Source organism: Mycobacterium sp. SMC-18, from assembly GCF_045310895.1.
Lineage (GTDB): Bacteria > Actinomycetota > Actinomycetes > Mycobacteriales > Mycobacteriaceae > Mycobacterium.
The window spans coordinates 77270-96768 of sequence record NZ_JBJIAL010000016.1 but is presented as its reverse complement, the minus strand read 5'-3'; the positions used below and the strand labels follow the sequence as shown (position 1 = coordinate 96768).

Here is a 19499-nt window from a genome sequence, read left to right as displayed (position 1 = left end):
TCACAGGTTGAGGGCGGTTTGGTACCGTTTGGTACCGCAGCTCTCGCAGCGCCACCCGGTGCTATCCGACACCGGCGGTACCGGCTACTGTCGCTAGCAGCACGCGCATCGACCACAAGGGAGTGAACATGTCGGGCTTCGCCGGGAAAGTCTGTGTCGTCACCGGAGCCGGATCGGGTATCGGTCAGGCCCTCGCCATCGAGCTCGCCCGCTCGGGCGCCAAACTGGCGATCAGTGACGTCAACACGGAGGGCCTCGCCGAGACCGAGGAGCGGATCAAGGCCATCGGCGCCCCCGTCAAGGCCGACCGCCTCAACGTCACCGAGCGCGAGGCCTTCGCCCTCTACGCCGACGCCGTCGCCGAGCACTTCGGCAAGGTCAACCAGATCTACAACAACGCCGGCATCGCCTTCACCGGCGACATCGAGGTCAGCCAGTTCAAGGACATCGAACGGGTCATGGACGTCAACTTCTGGGGCGTCGTCAACGGCACCAAGGAATTCCTGCCGCACCTCATCGCCTCCGGCGACGGGCACGTCGTCAACGTCTCGAGCGTCTTCGGCCTGTTCGCCGTCCCCGGCCAGGCCGCCTACAACGCCTCCAAGTTCGCCGTCCGCGGCTTCACCGAGGCGCTGCGCCAGGAGATGAAGCTCGCCGGCCACCCCGTCAAGGTCACCACCGTGCACCCCGGCGGCGTGAAGACCGGTATCGCGCGCAACTCCACCGCGGTCGAAGGCATCGACCCGAAGGAACTGGCGAAGACCTTCGACGCGAAGCTGGCCAAGACCACGCCCGAACGCGCCGCCAAGATCATCCTGGAGGCCGTCCGCAAGGGCCACGCCCGCGTGCTCGTCGGACCGGACGCCAAGCTGCTGGACCTCATCATCCGGGCCACCGGCTCGGGCGCGTACCAGGATCTGTTCTCCCGCGTCACGTCCCGCGTGATGCCGTCGCGCTCGCACTGACACCCACCACCCAACGCAAAGGAGCGGTCATGGAGGGATTCGCCGGCAAGGTCTGTGTGATCACCGGAGCCGGGTCGGGTATCGGTCAGGCGCTGGCCATCGAGCTGGCGCGCTCGGGCGCGTCGCTGGCGATCAGTGACATCGACACCGAGGGCCTGGCCAAGACCGAGGAACAGGTCAAGGCCATCGGCGCACCGGTGAAAGCCGACCGGCTCAACGTCGCCGAGCGGGAAGCCTTCGAGCTCTACGCCGACGAGGTGGTCAAGCACTTCGGCAAGGTCAATCAGGTCTACAACAACGCCGGCATCGCCTTCACCGGTGATCTCGAGGTCAGCCAGTTCAAGGACATCGAGCGGGTCATGGACGTCGACTTCTGGGGCGTTGTGAACGGCACCAAGGTCTTTCTGCCGCACCTGATCGCCTCGGGTGACGGGCACGTCGTCAACGTCTCGAGCATCTTCGGCCTGTTCGCGGTACCCAGCCAATCCGCTTACAACGCAGCCAAATTCGCCGTCCGCGGCTTCACCGAGGCGCTGCGCCAGGAGATGAAGCTCGCCGGGCATCCGGTGAAGGTCACCACGGTGCACCCCGGCGGCATCAAGACGAACATCGTGCGCAACTCGACCGCGGCGTCCGACATCGACTCCGCTGGCCTGAACAAGCTCTTCGACAGGGCGGCCCTGACCACGCCCGAACGCGCCGCGCAGATCATTCTCGAGTCGGTCCGCAAGGGCCACGCCCGGGTGCTGGTCGGGCCCGACGCCAAGATCGTCGACGTGATCGTCCGCATCACCGGGTCGGGCGCCTACCAGGGTCTCTTCGCGGCCATCGCCGGACGGGTGCTGCCGAAGCTCGGTTGACTCCCGGGCCAGTTGTGCGACCCCTGCCCGCGGGCGCCGAGACACGGGTGGACTTGTTCACCAACAGCGGCGGGGCGATAAGTCCCTGAGCGCAACCGGGACGACGATCCGCGGGTTGTTGTTGAAGCCAGGGACGTTTCGCGGCGCGGAACGGTGCGTGGCTTCAATCAGAATGGCTACTGCTCCCCGCGATTGAAACCACGCACTTCGCACCAGGTTCACCCACTACTGGTGAGCAGCGCGAGGGCATGTGAACCCCTGACCGCGGATTGCCCGCGCGGCTAGTGGTCCAGCGGATGCTGGGCCAGCCACGCACCCGCCACGGCCGCCGGATCGGCACCCTTGTCGACCTGACCGATCATGTCGGTCAGCGTCGCGGTGTCCAGTTCGCCGGCAATTCCGTTGAGCGCCAACACCTGTTGCTCGGCCAGGACATTGCGCCGGTACAAGGGCACCACGTTCTCGGCGCGGATCAGCGACGTCCGGTCGGTCAGTACCGTCACCCCGGACGGTACCGCGGGCGCCGCCGTCGAGGTCCAGGCCACCGTCACCGCACCCGCCTGCAACGCGTCGAAAAGGCTTGCGCTGTCCTTGAATTCACGAGCGGCCGGCAGGATGCAGTCCCCCACCCGAGCCGGATGCGCGTCGCCCGTCACCACCCCGACGGACAATCCGCCGCAGTGCCCCGGCAGCGCCGCGACATCCCGCTTGGCCCAGCGGTCCGCGGTCGCCGCGGTGACCGCGACGGCCGGCTTGTCCTGTGCCGACGCCGTGTAGTCGGCGGCGGCGACACCTTCGGGCAGCGCCGAGATCATCGACCGGTACACCTGCTCGTCGGCCCGTGCCGTGGCATGCGGGACGAATCTGACGAGCAGTTCACCGGTCAGCCCGGGCGCCACCGTCACATCGGCGGAGTCAAGTGCCGCAACAGGATCCGGGACCAGGTGCACCCGGGTCGGGATACCGAAGTACCCCAGCGCCGCCGAGTACAGATGCGCGAGCAGTTTCGACTCGGCGGTCGGTGCCGCGCCGACGGTCAACGCCGGAGGCCCGGGCACGGACTGCCCGCTGCTGCAGCCCGCCGTCGCCGCGGTGAGCAGTGCGGCCAGCGCCACACCGCCCGCCGCGACCCGGCGGCTCATGGTGTTCAGGCTTGCGAGGCAGCCGCCACCGCGGCCGCCACGGCCGGCCCCACGCGCGGGTCGAGCGCGCTGGGCACGATGTAGTCGACCGACAGATCGTCACCGACGACCGAGAAGATGGCTTCTGCGGCAGCCACTTTCATGGCCTCGGTGATCCGGCGGGCACCGGCGTCCAGGGCGCCACGGAACACGCCCGGGAACGCCAGCACGTTGTTGATCTGGTTCGGGAAGTCGCTGCGACCGGTCGCCACCACCGCGGCGTACTTGCGCGCGACATCCGGGTGGATCTCCGGGTCCGGGTTGGACAGGGCGAACACGATGCTGTTGGGCGCCATCTCGGCGATGAATTCCTCGGGCACCAGGCCGGCCGAGACGCCGAGGAAGACGTCGGCGCCGTCGAGCGCCTCGGCGATGCCACCGGTGACGCCACGGGGGTTGGTGCGGCCGGCGAGTTCGGCCTTGAAGGAGTTCAGGTCGTTACGACCGGAGTGCACGACACCCTTGCTGTCGAGGACGATGATGTCGCGAATGCCGCTGGCCAGCATGATGTTGGTGCAGGCCACACCGGCCGCACCGGCGCCGGAGACCACGACCTTGAGGTTGTGCATGTCGCGCTCGAGCACCTTGGTGGCGCCCAGCAGCGCGGCGAGGACCACGATGGCGGTGCCGTGCTGGTCGTCATGCATGACGGGGCAGTCCAGCGCCTCGATGACGCCGCGCTCGATCTCGAAACATCGCGGCGCGGAGATGTCCTCCAGGTTGACGGCGCCGAACGTCGGACGCAGCCGGATCAGGGTCTCGACGATCTCGTCGGGGTCCTTGGTGTCCAGCACGATCGGGATGGAGTCGAGGCCGCCGAAGGTCTTGAACAGGGCGCTCTTGCCCTCCATGACCGGCAGCGAGGCCGCCGGGCCGATATCGCCGAGGCCCAGCACGGCGCTGCCGTCGCTGACGACCGCGACCAGGCGGTTGGCCCAGGTGTACTTCTTGGCCAGGGTCGCGTCGGCCGCGATGGCACGGCTGACCTGCGCGACGCCGGGGGTGTAGGCGATCGACAACGCACGCTGGGTATCCAGCGGCTCGTTGAGGGCTACGGAGAGCTTGCCCCCTTCGTGGGCGGCGAAAATTTCCGCATCTTCGATGACCACCTGGGGTGTGCGCACAGCACCTGACTTATCTGACACCGCGTCAGGCTACTTCACTCAATTGTTACTCGCCGGTTCCGCGTAGCATTTGCGACTGGTCTACAGATCCGAGAAGTCCGCCCCACGGGAGGTCAGCCGCATGCCCTCGTTCCGCGCGCTCCAACCATCGAACTTCCGTCCCGTCCCGAAAAAGACGCACGCCGGCCCCGATGCCAGCTCCATCCACGTTCCGGTCGCCCGCGCCACTGTCGACTGCGGCGTCTACTCCATGGGCGCGCGGCTGCCCGGCAAGTACACCCACGGTGCCGCCGTCGCCAAGGTGCGCGAACTGCGCGCGGCCGGCGCCGAGGCCTTCGTGTGGATCGGGCTCCACGAGCCCGACCAGCACCAGATGCAGGCCGTCGCCGATGTCTTCGGGCTGCACGAACTGGCCGTCGAAGACGCGGTCTGCGCCCATCAGCGGCCCAAGCTGGAACGGTACGACCAGACCCTGTTCCTGGTGCTCAAGACGGTCAGCTACGTTGAACACGAGTCCGTGGCCAATGCCCGCGAGATCGTCGAGACCGGCGAGATCATGGTGTTCGTCGGGCCCGACTTCGTCGTCACCGTGCGGCACGGCGAGCACAGCGGACTGGCCGGTGTGCGGCACCGGCTCGACGAGTCGCCCACCATCCTCACGCTGGGGCCGTACGCGGTGATGCACGCCATCGCCGACCATGTGGTGGACAGCTACCTCGAAGTCACCGCGCTGGTCGAGACCGACATCGACACCATCGAACAGAGCGTCTTCTCCTCACACACCCAGACCGACATCGAGAGCATCTACCTGCTCAAGCGCGAAGTGGTCGAGCTGCGGCACTCGGTGAATCCGCTGACGATGGCGCTGCAGCGACTGCTGTCCGACCACAACGACCTGATCTCCAAAGAAGTCCGCCGTTACATCCGCGACGTCCACGACCACAACAGCCAGGCCGCCGATCAGATCACCGGGTTCGACGACATGCTGAGCTCACTGGTGCAGGCCGCGCTCGGCAAGGTCGGGATGGAACAGAACGCGGACATGCGCAAAATCTCGGCGTGGGTCGCCATCGCCGCGATGCCCACGATGATCGCCGGCATCTACGGCATGAACTTCGACAACATGCCCGAACTACATTGGCATTACGGCTATTTCGCCGTGCTGACGGTGATGGTGCTGGTGTGCACGGCGTTGTACCGGACGTTCCGCCACAACCACTGGCTGTAATTCAGCTCGGGCGATGAGCGCGCGCCGTAGCCGCTGACGGCAATTCGCTTGGCACGCAGGGCCCGGGTTGGCTGATGTTGCCGTCCGGCCCAAAACCGATCTCGGATCGATTTTTCCTTGACGGCGACGATCGCCGACACCTAAACTCAATATCGAATCGAGTTTTGGTTTTACGAGCGGGCGGCCAGGAGGCAGCGAGAAATGACCAACCCACAGAGTGTCGACCGTGACGTCGACGTGGTCGTCGTAGGCGCCGGGCTGTCCGGCCTCACCGCGGCGTATCGGCTTTCCCAACAAGGACTTTCGGTAGTGGTACTCGAAGCCGGTGATCGGGTGGGCGGCCGGACCGTCAATGTCGACGTCGGCAACGGCGCCGTCACCGATGGTGGCGGTCAATGGATCGGCGCCCTGCACACGCGGATGTACGCGCTGATCGAAGAGCTGGGACTGTCGACCTTCCAGACGTACACCGCGGGAAACACCATCTACCTGCAGCACGGGAAGCGTCGCACCTACACGGGCACCATCCCGCCGCTGGGCCCCCTCGCCCTGCTCGACTTCGCGCAGGCCCAGTTCCGGCTGGAACGAATGGCCAAGCGGGTGCCCGCCAAGACACCGTGGACGGCGAAGAAGGCCGGCGCCTGGGACAGTACGACGCTCGGCCACTGGCTGGACACGAACTGCCTCGTCGACGAGGCACGACACCTGTTCACCACCTGCTTCACCATGATGTATGCCGAAGACCCGCACCGGGTCTCACTGCTCAAGGTGCTGCACCAGATCGCCACCTCGGGCGGAATCAGCTTCATGGTCAACACCCGAGACGGTGCACAGGACTCCCGGGTGGTCGGTGGCATGCAGCTGGTGTCCACGACGCTCGCCGACCGGCTGGATGACCGGGTGCTGCTGGACTCTCCCGTCACCGAGATTCACCAGCTCGACCACGAGGTGCTGGTCCGGTCGGCGCGTGCGGACGTGCGCTGTCGGCGCGTCATCGTGGCCATGAGCCCGGCCGACGCGGGCCGGATTCGTGTCACTCCCGAACTGCCGGTGCGTCGCTCGGCCCTGCAGCGGGCCTGGCACAACGGCACCGAAACCAAGGTGTTCGCGGTCTACGACAAGCCGTTCTGGCGCAAGCAGGGCTTCAACGGATCGGCCCTCACCGACCTGCCGATCGCGCATTTCGTGGTCGACAACTCCCCGGCGGACGGCAGTGTGGGCGTCTTGCTGGTCTTCGTCGGCACGGCAGGCGCAGGTCCGGGCTTCACCTGGACCGACGAGGTACTCAACGATCCCGCGGCGCGCCACGCGGCATTCGTGCGCGACCTGGTCACGCTGTTCGGCCCCGAAGCGGCGAATCCCGTTGAAGTGGTGGAGAAGTCCTGGGTCGACGAACCGTGGATCAACGGTTGTGTCGGCACGCGCGCACCGGGGGTGCTGACGGGATACACCGACGCCGCGACCGTCCCGGTGGATCGGCTGCACTGGGCCGGCACCGAGACCGCGCCCGAGTTCGAGAGCTACCTCGAAGGAGCGGTACGCGCGGCCGAACGCGCCGTGGCCGAGGTTCGCACCGCGCTGAGTGACACCGTCCTCTAGCAAAACGGACCGCCGGTGACAACCGTTCGGGCATGATCTTCCAATGAAAATTGGGCGCAGCTCCACCGTAGTCGCGTTGGTCGTTGCCAGTGGTGTGCTCACCGGCATCACCGCACCCGCCGCCCACGCCAATGGCGCGGACGCCGTGATCAGAGACCTCGAGGCCGAGGGCTACACCGTCAGGATCAACTGGCTCAACGGCAACAAGCCGGTGCTCCTGCCCCGCTGCACCGTGGTCCGCGTCAACAACCCGTCCTCCGACGAACCGGCCGAGGGTGACGTCGTGTGGGCCGACGTCACCTGTCCGAACAACACGTCCTAGGCCCGAGGTTCGGCGGCCCGGCGTCGCTGATCGAGGACGTCGACGCCGTCCTGCTGCCACGCATCCCGCATGGCGGCGGCGCCTTTGAGCCGCACCCAGGCGGCCTCGGTCGCGGTGATCGGTGTGGCGCTGAGGATCCGCACCGGCTGGTACGGCTCAGGCAGCTCGACGTCACCGATCTCGCTGACGCCCAACAGGAATGCGGTGAACGCCGCCCCCTGCCAGACCGGCTGCTGCAGATCGATCAGCGCATCCGGTTCCAGGATCAGGCCTTCGACGGCCGGTGCCGACGCCAACACCGCGATCGAGCGAGCCAGCGCCGTCGGGGTCGGACCGCGCAGGGACAGCACCGCCTCCGCCCGCGGGCCGCTGATCCCGTCGGCCACCATGTCCATCGGGTCCGTCATGGGGTAGCGCGAACAGCCCAGGGACGCATAGTGATACACGTCCCCGTCGGTCGGCCCGTAACGCAGTACCTCGATGGGGTCGGCACCGAGGAACGTGACGCTGGCGCCCACCGGATCGGCGGTGCTGCCGCGATCGGCGAAATGCGTTGTCAGACGGGCACGAACCGCGCCGAGGACGTCGGTCACTGCGGCAACGACAGGTTGCGGCCCGTGGCCGGGTCGAACAGCGTCAGCTTGGAGGTGTCCAGGGCCAGCTCGATCCGGCTGCCCGCCGTCGCGGGCGACTTGGCCGAAACCCGTGCCACATAGGTGTTTTCGCTCGATCCGGCGTCCGCGGTGTCGTCGGCCAGCTGTTCCAACTGGGCGGCCTGGGCGCCGGCGCCTTCGAGCCGGAAGTGCACGTACTTGTCCGCACCGAGCGATTCCACCAGCTCGGCGTCGACCTCGAAGGTCAGCGACTGGATGCGCGCGTAGGCGTCGATCACCGAGGCGTCGTCGAACTGTTCGGGGCGCACGCCCGCGATCAGGTCGGCCGACGGCCGCTGCCGCTCCAGCGCCGCGCGCGCGTCGTCGCTCAAGGTGACCTCGCCGAAGGGCAGCTGCACGCCGACGTCGGTCCGCGTGGCCGGGAAGAAGTTCATCGACGGGGAGCCGATGAAGCCGGCGACGAACAGGTTCGCGGGCTCGTTGTACAGCTCATCGGGGGTGCCGACCTGTTGTGCGACACCGCCGCTCATCACCACCACCCGGTCCCCCAGCGTCATCGCCTCGGTCTGGTCGTGCGTGACGTAGACGGTGGTGGTGCCGAGGCGGGCCTGCAGCCGGGCGATCTCGGTGCGCATCTGCACCCGCAGCTTGGCGTCCAGGTTGGACAGCGGCTCGTCCATCAGGAAGGCCTTGGGGCTGCGCACGATGGCGCGTCCCATCGCCACGCGCTGACGCTGGCCACCGGAAAGCTGGGCGGGCTTGCGGTCCAGAAGTGCGGTCAGGTCAAGGATTTTCGCGGTCTCCTCGACCTTGGCCGCGATCTCGGCCTTCGGCAGCTTCGCGAGGGTGAGCGGGAACGCGATGTTCTGCCGCACCGTCATGTGCGGGTAGAGCGCGTAGGACTGGAACACCATCGCGATGTCCCGGTCCCGGGGCTCCTTCTCGTTGACCCGCTCGCCACCGATGCGCAGTTCGCCGGAGCTGATGTCCTCGAGCCCGGCAATCATGTTGAGCGTGGTCGACTTTCCGCACCCCGACGGCCCGACGAGGATCAGGAACTCACCGTCGGCGATGGTCAGCGACAGGTCCTGCACCGCGGTCGCCCCGCCGGTGTAACTCTTGGTGACGTGGTCCAAAACGATTTCGGCCATGAACTACCCCTTCACCGCACCGGACGTCAGGCCCGCGACGATCCGTCGTTGGAAGATCAGAACAAAGATGATGATCGGCACCGTGATGACCATCGCCCCGGCGGCGATGGAACCGGTCGGCTCCTCGAATTGCGAACTGCCCGTGAAGTTCGCGATTGCCACGGGCGCGGTGATGGCCCGCTGCGTGGCGGTCAGCGACAACGCCAGCAGCAGGTCGTTCCAGGCGAAGATGAACACCAGGATCGCCGCGGTGACGATGCCGGGCGCCGCCAGCGGCGCGATGACCTTCCGGAAGGCCTGCCCCGGCGTGGCACCGTCCATCTTGGCGGCCTTCTCCAAATCCCAAGGGATTTCCCGGAAGAACGCCGACAGGGTGTAGATCGCCAGCGGCAGTGCGAAGGTGATGTACGGCAGGATCAGGCCCGGCCAGGTGTCGAACAGCCCGACGGTGCGCTCGATGTTGAACAGCGGTGTCACCAGCGAGATCTGGGGGAACATCGAGATCAGCAACGCCAGGCCGACCAGCAGCCGCTTGCCCGGAAAGTCCAGGCGCGCCACGGCGTAGGCGGCCATGCCACCGATCGTGACGGCGATGGCGGTGGTGATGAGCCCGATACCGATCGAGTTGAACAATGCCGAGCCGAAGGCGCCGCCGGTGAAGATGCCCTTGTAGTTGTCGAAGGTGATCTGACGCGGAATCAGGTTGCCGTCCTTGACCGATGACGTCGGCTTGAGGGACAGCGAAAAGATCCAGAGCACCGGCAGCAGCGCGTAGATGACCACCAGGACGTTGACCACGCCCCAGCCGGCCAGCCGGCCGCCACTTCTCTGCCCGCTCATCGCCCCACCCATTTCACTGCACCTCGGCCTGCGCACCGGGCGCCGCAGCACCGAAGATCTTGATGTAGATGAAGGCGATGATCGCGACGGTCGCGAAGATCAGCACGCTGATCGCCGAGCCGAGCCCGATGTTGAACGCCTTGAACAGGTTGTCGTAACCCAGGATCGACACCGAACCGGTGTTGTTGGTGCCGCCGGTGAGCACATAGATGTTGTCGAAGATCCGGAACGCGTCCAGCGTGCGGAACAACAGGGCCACCAGGATGGCCGGTTTCATCAGCGGCAGAGTCACTTTGGCGAACCGCTGCCAGCGGCTCGCGCCGTCCATCTCGGCGGCGTCGAGCAGTTCCCGGGGCACCAGCACCAGCCCGGCCAACAGCAGCAGCGACATGAACGGCGTCGTCTTCCACACCTCGGCGAGCACCACGATGGCCAGCGACGGCAACTGTTCGGTCAGCGGCGCGGTGCCCGTGGGCAGCAGGTTCGCGAGGTATCCGGTGCCCGGCGTCCACGCGTAATACCAACTGTAAGAGGCGGCCACGGTCACGATGCCGTACGGAATGAGGATGGCCGTGCGCACGACGGCACTGCCGAACATGGTCCGGTGCATCACCACCGCCAGCGCCATGCCGAGCACGAACTCGATGGCCACCGATACCACCGTGATGCCGAGGGTGACCACGAACGCCGTCCACCAGTAGTGGTCGGTGAGGATCGTCGTGTAGTTGTCCAGCCCCACGAACCGCGTCTCCGCCGGCGCCGCGAGGTTGTCCCGGTGCAGGCTCAGCCACACCGCATAGGCGACGGGATACGCGGCCACCGCCAGCATGACCAGCACGGCTGGGGCGATCAGGAGGTAGGCGAGCCGGCGCTCGGGGTTGGCTGCCGCGTTCGCAACTCCGGTGTCGCTCACGGGATCAGCCCCTTGCCGTCGATCGCCTGTTGCACCTCGGACGCCAGCTTGTCGGCGGTGCGCTCCGGGTCGATCTTGGTGACCGGGGCCAGCGTCGCCGAAATCCGCGTCGACACCGCCTGATACTGCGGCGTGGCCGGCCGGACCGCGGCGTCGGCGAGCTGGCGGCGGATCACCGCGTACTGCGGGTACTTGGCCTGGAACTTGGCATCGTCATACAGCGACGCGCGGACCGCGGGCAGTCCGCCCTCCACCGACGTGAACTGCTGGTTGGTCGCGCTGCGCATGCACCGGATGGCCTCGAAGGCCTCGGCCTTGTGCGTACTGGTCTTGCTCACCGCAAGATTCAGGCCACCGATGGTGACCTTGGCCGGCACCCCGGGCTGCACCGACGGGTAATCCGCGAAGCCGAACACCTTCTTGCTCTCGTCGTAGGCGGTGGCGAACTGCGCATCGTCGGGTGCGAAGGTGCCGACATCGTTGATGGCGCCCTTGAGCTCCGCGTGCTGATCGAGCGGCAGGAACGGCACGCCGCCCTTGACCGCGTTCTCCAGCAGCGACGGCAGCACGAACGGCCAGTTCACCTCGAGCGCGGCCTTGCCCTGCTCGAGAGCGAGCCGCGCCGTCCCCTCGTCGGTCTGGGTGATCGACGGGTCGGCGCCGGGTGCGGTGGCCACCGACTTGATGACCTGCAGGGCCTTGACCGTCGCGGCGCGGTGCTCAGGGGTGTCGGTCAAGGTGACGGTCTTGCCGTCGTCGGACAGCACGCTGCCGCCGGCACTGGTCAGCAGGGTGTTGAACCAGACCACCAGGCCCTCGTACTGCTTGGCCTGCACGGCAATCCAGCTGGGTCCGCCGGCGGCGTGCAGCCGCGTCGCCTGCGCCACCATGTCGTCCCAGGTGGCCGGCGCTTCGGGCATCAGATCGGCCCGGTACCAGAGCATTTGGGTGTTGGTCGTGATGGGCGCGGCGAACAGCCGGCCCTGCCACTGCGCGGTCTTCAGCGGTCCAGGCAAGGTGTCGTCGGCAGCGTCGGCTTCCGCTTTTCCGGCCGGGTCGTCGGCAAGCGGCACGGCCCAGCCGGCCTCGGCGAACTCGGCGGTCCACACGACGTCCAGGCCCATGATGTCGAGGGTCTTGTCGTTGCCGGTCAGCCGGCGCGCCAGTTGCAGCCGCTGATCGTCGGCTCCCTTGGGCAGACTGACCTGCTTGATGCTGAAGCGGCCGCCGAGTTCGGCGTTGCACCGCCTGGCGAGGGCCGAGAACGTCGCCTTCTCATTGGCCGACGTGTAGACGCTGACGACGGTGCCGCCCCCACCGGAACCGCAGGCGGAGACCAACGTGGCGGCCGTGCACGCCGCCGCACCCGCTGCCAGCGCAGCCCGCAGCTTTCCCGCGCGCACCACGGACGCCTCCTGTCTCACGGGAACCTCCCGCGCGCAAACCGTAGAGCGCCGCGGGTGTGCCGTGCAACATATCGCCGCTCAGTGGCGGATATGGCGACCGAGGCCCGAAGGCCCTAGAGCGACAGGCGGCCCAGCAGGTCGCGGCCCTGTTCGGCGCACACCGGATCGCACAGCACGTCGTAGCGGCCCGCGACGAGTTGCATGGTGGAGCTGAAATCCCTTGTGCCGCGGGACATCGCGTACTGCACGCCCGAGGTGATCAAGCCGAAGAAGATGCCGGCGATCAGGCCGGTGAGCAGCGAGCCCCACGCGTTCGTGCCGAAAAGCCCGAGCACCAGGCCGATGAACAGACCCAGCCACGCCCCGGTCAGGATGCCGCCGGCGAGTACCCGCGGCCAGGTGAGCCGCCCGGTGACGCGCTCCACCTGCATCAGGTCGACGCCCACGATGGTCACGTGCTGCACCGGAAACTCTTGATCCGACAGGTAATCGACGGCGCGCTGCGCCTCGGCATAGGTCGGGTACGAACCGATGGGCCAGCCCTTGGGCGGGGTCGGCAATCCGGGCTGACCACCCGGGCCCGGGGTCCGGTCAGGCTGCAGCGGATTCGTCATGCCCCTGGTCTCCTGTCACTCGCCGCGGAACGCACTTCGGCTACCACGATGCCATGAACTCGTGCGCTAGGTTGGTCGGCATGACAAGTCCGGGCGGGCAGTCGGGCCAACCCTCCTGGGATCCGTCGAGACCGGCCGGATCCGTGCCGCCGCCGACCGGCACCGATGCCGAAGCGACCAGCGACTACCCGGTGTACGAGTACCCGGCGACAGAAGAGCCGGGGCCCACTTCCGCGCCATGGCAGCAGGGTCCGCCCGCGCCCGCGCCACAGGTCCCACCGCAGCCACCGACGGGTCCGTTTCCGGTGCCTCCCGGGCCGCCGTCCATGCCTCCCGGCCCGCCGCCGGGCTTCTACGGTGCGCCGCCTGCCGGGCCGTACGGCCCGCCGCCGGGCGCGGCACCGCCGGGATACCTGCCACCGGCCGGATACCTGCCGCCCCCGCTGTACTCGTCGTATCCGGCGCCGAAGTCGAACGACGGCATGGCCATCGGGTCGCTGGTGTCGTCGCTGGTCGCCTTGCCGCTTTACTTCATCTGCTTCGTATTCGGTCCGGTCGGCTCGGTACTGGGCATCGTGCTGGGCACCGTGGCCTTGGCACAGGCTAAAGGCCGGCCGCGCACCAGCGGCAGAACCATGGCCATCGCGGGCATCGTCATCGGTGCCGTCACGCTCGTCGTCGGCCTGGTCGGCTTCCTGCTGTTGGTCGACTGGGCCTCACGCCAAGAACCGACCTTGTGATCGGCGCCCGCGTGAACCGGCTGGCGGTCGGCTCGATCGTGTGCGCGCTGACCGGCGTGGTGTTCGGCCCCCTGGCGCTCATCGGCGTCGGGCTCGGCGTGGTGGCCTACGAGCGCATCCCCGGCAGCGGCACCCGCGGGAGCCTGCTGGCCCTGACCGGCATCGGGTGCGGCGCGCTGGCGTTCCTGCTCAACCTGTTCCTGGTCGTCCGCGTCCTCGGCGGCTAGCCGGCGCGCTCACGCCGGCGGCGTGAACCGCTCACCGGTGCGCGTCATCCCGGCGGCCCGGCCCTTGCCCGCGATCACCAGCGCCATCTTGCGGCTGGCCTCGTCGATCATCTCGTCGCCCAGCAGCACGGCGCCGCGGGCACCGCCCGCCTGCGAGGTGTGCCATTCGTACGCCTCGAGAATCAGCTCGGCATGGTCGTAGTCGGCCTGCCGCGGACTGAAGATCTCGTTTCCGGCGGCGATCTGGTCTGGGTGCAGCACCCACTTGCCGTCGTACCCCAGCGCCGCGGTCTGCCCCGCGACGCGCGTGAACGCCTCGGTGTCCTTCACCTTGAAATACGGGCCGTCGATTGCGTTGATGCCGTGTGCCCGCGCCGCCACCAGGATCGTCATCAACACGTGGTGATAGGCATCGCCGACGCCGTAACCGACGGGCTGCTCGCCGACGACGAGGGTGCGCATGTTGAGGCTCGCCATCAGATCGCCCGGCCCGAAGATCAGCGCCTGCACCCGCGGCCCGCCGGCGATGGCGTGGGCGTTCACGAGCCCCTTGGCGTCTTCGATCTGCGCCTCGATGCCGATGCCGCCGACCGGCAGCCCGAGCGTGCGCTCCAGTTGGGTCAGCAACAGATCGAGCGCCTGCACGTGCGAGACGTCGCTGACCTTCGGTAGCACGATGATGTCCAGCACGCCGCCGCCGTGCGCCACCGCGGTGACGACCTCGATCACGTCTGCGTACGTCCACGGCGTGGTCCAGTCGTTGACCCGGAGGCCGCGCAGCTGGCCCGCCCAGCCCGGCTCGCACAACGCCTGCGCCACCCGGGTCCGCGCCGCGGCCTTGGCGTCGGCAGCCACCGCGTCCTCGAGGTCGAGGAACACCTGATCGGCAGGCAGCGTCTTGGCCTTGGCGATCATCTTGTCGCTACTACCCGGAACGGACAGGCAGGTACGGCGGGGCCGATACAGGTTCTCCACGACCCCACTCTCTACCCTGTGGAGCATGGTGGCGGTCAACAGGGTCTACGTGGCCAGACTCGCTGGACTGGTCGTGCTGGGCCCCGACGGAGAGTCGGTCGGCCGGGTCCGCGACGTGGTCGTGAGCATGGGCATCGTCCGCCAGCAGCCGCGGGTGCTCGGCCTCGTCGTGGAATTGACCACGCGCCGAAGGATATTCGTCCCGATCCTGCGGGTGACCTCCATCGAGCACAACTCGGTCACCCTCACGGGAGCGACCATCTCGCTGCGTCGCTTCGAGCAGCGCCCCGGCGAGGCGCTGGTACTCGGGCAGATTCTGGACACCCGCGTCCGCGTCACCGACCCGGAGCTGCAACAGCTCGCCGGCATCGACGTCGTCGTGGTCGACCTCGCGATCGAGCAGGCCCGGTCGCGTGACTGGCTGGTGACCCGCGTCGCCGTGCGTCACCGCCGCCTGGGCCGGCGCACCACGGTGCACGTTGTCGACTGGAAGAACGTCACGGGGCTGACGCCGTCGGCGCTCGCGCTACCGGGACAGGGCGTCGCGCAGCTGCTGGAGCAGTTCGAGGGTCAGCGTCCCGTCGAGGTCGCCGATGCCCTGCGCGACCTGCCGGCCAAGCGCCGGCACGAAGTCGTCAAGGCCCTCGACGACGACCGGCTGGCCGACATCCTGCAGGAGCTCTCCGAACCCGAGCAGGCCGAGTTGCTCAACCAGCTGGGCACCGAGCGCGCCGCCGACGTGCTCGAGGAGATGGACCCCGACGACGCCGCCGACCTCCTCGGTGAGCTCGACGCCACCCGGGCCGCCGTGCTGCTGGACCGCATGGACCCCGAGGATTCCGAGCCGGTGCGCCGCCTGCTGCAGCACTCGCCCGACACCGCCGGTGGTCTGATGACGCCCGAGCCCGTCGTGCTCACCCCGGACACCACCGTCGCCGAGGCGCTGGCCCGCGTCCGCGACCCCGAGCTGACGCCGGCACTGGCGTCGCTGACGTTCGTCACCCGGCCACCGACCGCGACGCCGACCGGCCACTACCTGGGCTGTGTACACACCCAGCGGCTGCTGCGCGAACCGCCGGCCAGCCAGGTCGGCGGCATCATCGACAGCGACCTGCCGGTGCTGTCCCCGACCAGCTCACTGGCCGAGGTCACGCGCTACTTCGCCGCGTACAACCTCGTGTCCGCACCGGTGGTCGACGACGAGAACCACCTGCTGGGCGCCGTCACCGTCGACGACCTGCTCGACCACCTGCTGCCGTCTGGCTGGCGCAGCGCGGACGAACCCGGGCCGGACTCGACGCAGGCCATCACTGACAACATCTCGGGAGCCGGCCGGTGAGCGAGCCTTCGGCGCGGCAGCGCCTGGACATCCCGCGCACGTCCCGTTTCCGGTTGACCCCACGGGTCGACGTCGAGGCCGTCGGCCAGTTCAGTGAGTCGATCGCCCGGTTCCTGGGCACGGGCAAATATCTGCTCATCCAGACGGTGATCGTGGTCATCTGGATCGCCTTCAACCTGATCGCGATCAGCCTGCAATTCGACCCGTATCCGTTCATCCTGCTGAACCTGGCGTTCTCGACCCAGGCCGCGTACGCCGCGCCGCTGATCCTGCTGGCACAGAACCGCCAGGAGAACCGGGACCGCGTGTCGCTCGAAGAGGACCGCAGGCGCGCGGCCCAGACCAAGGCCGACACCGAATTCCTGGCCCGCGAACTGGCCGCGCTGCGGCTGGCCGTCGGCGAGGTGGCGACCCGCGACTACCTCCGCCGCGAACTCGACGAGCTGCGGGCGTTGATTGCTCAGCAGAACGGCGGCAAGAGCGGATCCGGCAAGCGCAAGACCGGAAAATCCCGGCCGCCGGTCGAGGAAGACGACGCTTTCAGCGGCACGCCGGCCGACTCTGCCGACTCCGCCACCGCAGCCGAATAAGAGATTCCATTGTCCGGAATCATTGCTACGACAAGCGACCGTGGAGTAGGTATGGTGACTTGGATCACAACACAGGTCACCGGGGTCACTCCGGTATTCCACTTTCATAGGATGGCTTAGTGCACAACGGGGGCGACACCGCTGATTTCGCGGACGACGCTGCGCCTACTACTGAATCCCACGCACTTTCCGGCGACTCCGCGCTGGTCGACGACGCCATCGAGGATTACGACGCCGCCGTCGACGACGACTCCGGCGTCGTTGCCGAAACCGCACCCGGCCGTCGCCGACAGATCGCCAGGGCGCTGCGCCGGCCGCTGGCCGGTGTCGCCGTCGTCGCGCCGCTCGTCTTGATGCTTGCCGTCGGCGGTTCCGCGCCGACTCGGCAAACAACCGCACACAACAGCGCCACCACGGGCGTCACGCCGCTGGCGGCCGTCACCCCCACCACGCCCGGCCCACGCAACCGGGCCGGTATGACGGTCGTCGCGTCCGATCAGATTCCCCGCGCGCTGCACATGGATCCCACCACCGCCCTGTCACCGCCGCCGGCGTCGCTGGTGATGGCGCCCGGCGGACTGCGGATCCCGCCGGTCGTCCTCAACGCCTACCGCACCGCCGAGAAGATCATGGCGACCAACGCACCGGGCTGCGGGATCAGCTGGAACCTGCTGGCCGGTATCGGCCGCATCGAGTCCGGCCACGCCAACAGCGGCGCCACCGACGCGCGGGGCACCGCGCTCACCCCGATCCTCGGACCTGTCCTCGACGGCACGCTGGCCGGCAACGAGGTCATCGTGCAGAGCATCTCGGCCGGGCGGGTGACCTACGCCCGGGCGCTGGGACCCATGCAGTTCCTGCCCGGCACCTGGGCCCGGTATGCCGCGGACGCCATCGGCGACGGCAAGCCCGACGTGCAGAACGTCTACGATGCCTCGCTGGCCGCGGCCCGCTACCTGTGCAGCGGTGGGCTGAACCTGCGTGATCCGTCGCAGGTGCTGACCGCGATCCTGCGCTACAACAACTCGATGCCGTACGCCCAGAACGTGCTCGGCTGGGCCAAGGCCTATGTCACCGGTATCGCCCCGGTCGACCTGCCGCCGATCGTCGGCCCGCCGCCCGCCATCGGCGACCAGCACCTGGACAACCCCGAGGGACTGGGGCCGGGACTGCCGATCAACGCCATGGGCCTGCCGTCCGACGATCCGCTGGCGATGACGCCCGCGCTGCAGATGGGCCGCATGGGTCCGCTGCCCGGCCCGGCCGAACCGAAACAGAACTGCGCGGTGTTCTGCCTGCAGGGCGGCCCGGCGCCGAGCGCGGCGCCCATCCCCGCCCTGGACGCGCCGGCGCTGGACGCACCCGCGCCCAACCCGTTCAACCTGCCGCCGTTCCTGCTGCCGCAAGCTCCGCCGCCCGCGCCCGTCGCGCCGGCACCGGCTCCCCCGGGACCCATCCCGGTCACCGCAGTGGGCGTCGGCACGCCGGCCGCCGGACCGGTCGGCGCCGCACCGGGACCCGCGCCCGGTCCCGCCGCGGTCCCGGCAGCACCGGCTCCCGCCGGTCCGCTGCCCGCGGAGGCCATGGGTCCGCCGCCGCCCGCCTTCCCCGGCCTACCATGACCAGCTGCCGGTGCGCTGACCGGCAGTTATAAACTCGCGGGTAATGTCTGCTGAGCTGAAAGCCGCCGTGCGCGCCGCACTGGGCAAAGTCATCGATCCTGAACTGCGCCGTCCGATCACCGAGGTCGGCATGGTCAAGGACATCACGGTCGAGTCCGATGGCGCGGTGCACGTCGAGATCTACCTGACCACGTCGGCCTGCCCGAAGAAAACCGAGATCACCGATCGGGTCACCGCGGCCGTCACCGACGTGCCGGGCACCGGGGCCGTCAAGGTCACCCTCGACGTGATGAACGACGAGCAGCGCGCCGAGCTGCGCAAGCTGCTGCGCGGCGACGACAAGGAACCGGTCATCCCGTTCGCCCAGCCCGGCTCGCTGACCCGGGTGTACGCTGTGGCGTCGGGCAAGGGTGGCGTCGGCAAGTCCAGCGTGACGGTGAACTTGGCGGCCGCGCTGGCCGCCAAGGGCCTGTCGGTCGGCCTGCTCGACGCCGACATCTACGGCCACTCGGTGCCCCGGATGATGGGTGTGCAGGATCGCCCCACCCAGGTGGATTCGATGATCCTGCCGCCGGTTTCGCACGATGTGAAGGTCATCTCCATCGCGATGTTCACCCAGGGCAACACCCCGGTGGTGTGGCGCGGGCCGATGCTGCACCGGGCGCTGCAGCAGTTCCTGGCCGACGTGTACTGGGGTGACCTCGACGTCCTGCTGCTCGACCTGCCGCCCGGCACGGGCGACATCGCCATCTCGGTGGCGCAGTTGATCCCCGGCGCCGAAATCCTCGTCGTCACCACACCGCAGATGGCTGCCGCCGAGGTCGCCGAGCGCGCCGGCGCCATCGCGGTCCAGACCCGTCAGCGCATCGTCGGCGTCGTCGAGAACATGTCCGGACTGACCCTGCCCGACGGCACCACGATGCAGCTGTTCGGCGCGGGCGGCGGCGCGCAGGTCGCCGAAAGCCTCACGCGCACAGTCGGTGCCGAGGTTCCGCTGTTGGGCCAGGTCCCGCTGGACCCGCAGCTCGTGAGCGCCGGCGACACCGGTGTGCCCCTGGTGCTGTCCGATCCCGACTCGGCTGCCGGAAAAGCACTGCGCGGTGTCGCCGACAAATTGTCCAGCCGCAAGCGCGGACTGGCGGGCATGTCGCTCGGGCTCGACCCGGCCGGGCGCTGACCCCTCCCTCGT

The 19499-nt window shown here is 68.4% G+C and carries 20 protein-coding genes; 11 read left to right on the top strand and 9 right to left on the bottom strand.

Annotated elements, in window-relative coordinates:
* Positions 1-128 precede the first annotated feature (128 nt).
* Entirely contained in the window at positions 129-965 is an 837-nt protein-coding gene (locus tag ACJH6J_RS16340) for an SDR family NAD(P)-dependent oxidoreductase (protein ID WP_318986603.1), read from the top strand.
* 29 nt (positions 966-994) lie between these two features.
* Complete coding sequence (locus ACJH6J_RS16335; RefSeq protein WP_212812610.1) at positions 995-1825, top strand: SDR family oxidoreductase; 831 nt, start codon at positions 995-997, stop codon at positions 1823-1825.
* 281 nt (positions 1826-2106) lie between these two features.
* Here ACJH6J_RS16335 and ACJH6J_RS16330 read toward each other — a convergent pair whose 3' ends face one another.
* Together ACJH6J_RS16330 and ACJH6J_RS16325 are read right to left on the bottom strand one after the other, a co-directional pair.
* Positions 2107-2967: a glycine betaine ABC transporter substrate-binding protein gene (locus tag ACJH6J_RS16330; RefSeq protein ID WP_212812611.1), complete on the bottom strand. Its 861-nt coding sequence runs from the start codon at positions 2965-2967 to the stop codon at positions 2107-2109.
* Positions 2968-2972: 5 nt separating this feature from the next.
* A complete protein-coding gene (locus ACJH6J_RS16325; RefSeq protein ID WP_212814933.1) occupies positions 2973-4115 on the bottom strand; it encodes an NADP-dependent malic enzyme in 1143 nt (380 codons plus the stop codon).
* A 136-nt stretch (positions 4116-4251) separates the two neighbouring features.
* Here ACJH6J_RS16325 and corA point away from each other — a divergent pair, with 136 nt between their 5' ends.
* The 3 genes from corA to ACJH6J_RS16310 all read left to right on the top strand — a co-directional run bounded on the left by corA (position 4252) and on the right by ACJH6J_RS16310 (position 7279).
* Positions 4252-5358, top strand: a complete 1107-nt coding sequence (corA, locus tag ACJH6J_RS16320; protein WP_212812612.1) for a magnesium/cobalt transporter CorA — start codon at positions 4252-4254, stop codon at positions 5356-5358.
* 201 nt (positions 5359-5559) lie between these two features.
* Positions 5560-6957, top strand: a complete 1398-nt coding sequence (locus ACJH6J_RS16315) for an NAD(P)/FAD-dependent oxidoreductase (RefSeq protein ID WP_346416936.1) — start codon at positions 5560-5562, stop codon at positions 6955-6957.
* Positions 6958-7000: 43 nt separating this feature from the next.
* On the top strand, positions 7001-7279 hold the full coding sequence (locus ACJH6J_RS16310) for a hypothetical protein (protein WP_318986183.1): 279 nt from the start codon (positions 7001-7003) through the stop codon (positions 7277-7279).
* Here the strand turns inward: ACJH6J_RS16310 and ACJH6J_RS16305 are convergent.
* From ACJH6J_RS16305 to ACJH6J_RS16280, 6 genes are all read right to left on the bottom strand, one after another.
* On the bottom strand, positions 7276-7872 hold the full coding sequence (locus ACJH6J_RS16305) for a suppressor of fused domain protein (RefSeq protein WP_318986184.1): 597 nt from the start codon (positions 7870-7872) through the stop codon (positions 7276-7278). The genes ACJH6J_RS16310 and ACJH6J_RS16305 overlap by 4 nt on opposite strands.
* Positions 7869-9044 carry an ABC transporter ATP-binding protein gene (locus tag ACJH6J_RS16300; RefSeq protein WP_406775620.1) on the bottom strand — a complete coding sequence of 392 codons (1176 nt, stop codon included), beginning with the start codon at positions 9042-9044 and terminating at the stop codon, positions 7869-7871. Before ACJH6J_RS16300 ends, ACJH6J_RS16305 begins: the two co-directional genes overlap by 4 nt.
* A gap of 3 nt (positions 9045-9047) precedes the next feature.
* Positions 9048-9884: a carbohydrate ABC transporter permease gene (locus tag ACJH6J_RS16295; protein WP_346416938.1), complete on the bottom strand. Its 837-nt coding sequence runs from the start codon at positions 9882-9884 to the stop codon at positions 9048-9050.
* A 13-nt stretch (positions 9885-9897) separates the two neighbouring features.
* Positions 9898-10797 (bottom strand): sugar ABC transporter permease, encoded by a 900-nt coding sequence (locus ACJH6J_RS16290; protein ID WP_346416939.1) that lies wholly within the window; start codon positions 10795-10797, stop codon positions 9898-9900.
* Entirely contained in the window at positions 10794-12203 is a 1410-nt protein-coding gene (locus ACJH6J_RS16285) for an ABC transporter substrate-binding protein (protein WP_346416972.1), read from the bottom strand. The genes ACJH6J_RS16290 and ACJH6J_RS16285 overlap by 4 nt, the downstream gene beginning before the upstream one ends.
* A 113-nt stretch (positions 12204-12316) precedes the next feature.
* The gene (locus tag ACJH6J_RS16280) at positions 12317-12817 is read right to left on the bottom strand and encodes a general stress protein (RefSeq protein ID WP_212812619.1); all 501 of its coding nucleotides are present in this window, start codon (positions 12815-12817) and stop codon (positions 12317-12319) included.
* A gap of 80 nt (positions 12818-12897) precedes the next feature.
* Here ACJH6J_RS16280 and ACJH6J_RS16275 point away from each other — a divergent pair, with 80 nt between their 5' ends.
* Positions 12898-13557 carry a DUF4190 domain-containing protein gene (locus ACJH6J_RS16275; protein WP_406775619.1) on the top strand — a complete coding sequence of 220 codons (660 nt, stop codon included), beginning with the start codon at positions 12898-12900 and terminating at the stop codon, positions 13555-13557.
* Positions 13554-13784: a DUF4190 domain-containing protein gene (locus tag ACJH6J_RS16270; RefSeq protein WP_212812621.1), complete on the top strand. Its 231-nt coding sequence runs from the start codon at positions 13554-13556 to the stop codon at positions 13782-13784. Before ACJH6J_RS16275 ends, ACJH6J_RS16270 begins: the two co-directional genes overlap by 4 nt.
* A 9-nt stretch (positions 13785-13793) precedes the next feature.
* Here the strand turns inward: ACJH6J_RS16270 and ACJH6J_RS16265 are convergent, their stop codons facing one another.
* Positions 13794-14759 carry a CoA ester lyase gene (locus ACJH6J_RS16265; RefSeq protein WP_212812622.1) on the bottom strand — a complete coding sequence of 322 codons (966 nt, stop codon included), beginning with the start codon at positions 14757-14759 and terminating at the stop codon, positions 13794-13796.
* Between the two features lie 25 nt (positions 14760-14784).
* Here ACJH6J_RS16265 and ACJH6J_RS16260 point away from each other — a divergent pair, with 25 nt between their 5' ends.
* From ACJH6J_RS16260 to ACJH6J_RS16245, 4 genes are all read left to right on the top strand, one after another.
* Complete coding sequence (locus ACJH6J_RS16260; protein WP_406804208.1) at positions 14785-16098, top strand: magnesium transporter MgtE N-terminal domain-containing protein; 1314 nt, start codon at positions 14785-14787, stop codon at positions 16096-16098.
* Complete coding sequence (locus ACJH6J_RS16255) at positions 16095-16688, top strand: DUF1003 domain-containing protein (RefSeq protein ID WP_133425612.1); 594 nt, start codon at positions 16095-16097, stop codon at positions 16686-16688. The genes ACJH6J_RS16260 and ACJH6J_RS16255 overlap by 4 nt, the downstream gene beginning before the upstream one ends.
* Positions 16689-16807: 119 nt before the next feature.
* Positions 16808-18310, top strand: a complete 1503-nt coding sequence (locus tag ACJH6J_RS16250; protein WP_406804207.1) for a lytic transglycosylase domain-containing protein — start codon at positions 16808-16810, stop codon at positions 18308-18310.
* A gap of 43 nt (positions 18311-18353) precedes the next feature.
* Positions 18354-19487, top strand: a complete 1134-nt coding sequence (locus ACJH6J_RS16245) for an Mrp/NBP35 family ATP-binding protein (protein ID WP_061007146.1) — start codon at positions 18354-18356, stop codon at positions 19485-19487.
* Positions 19488-19499 lie beyond the last annotated feature (12 nt).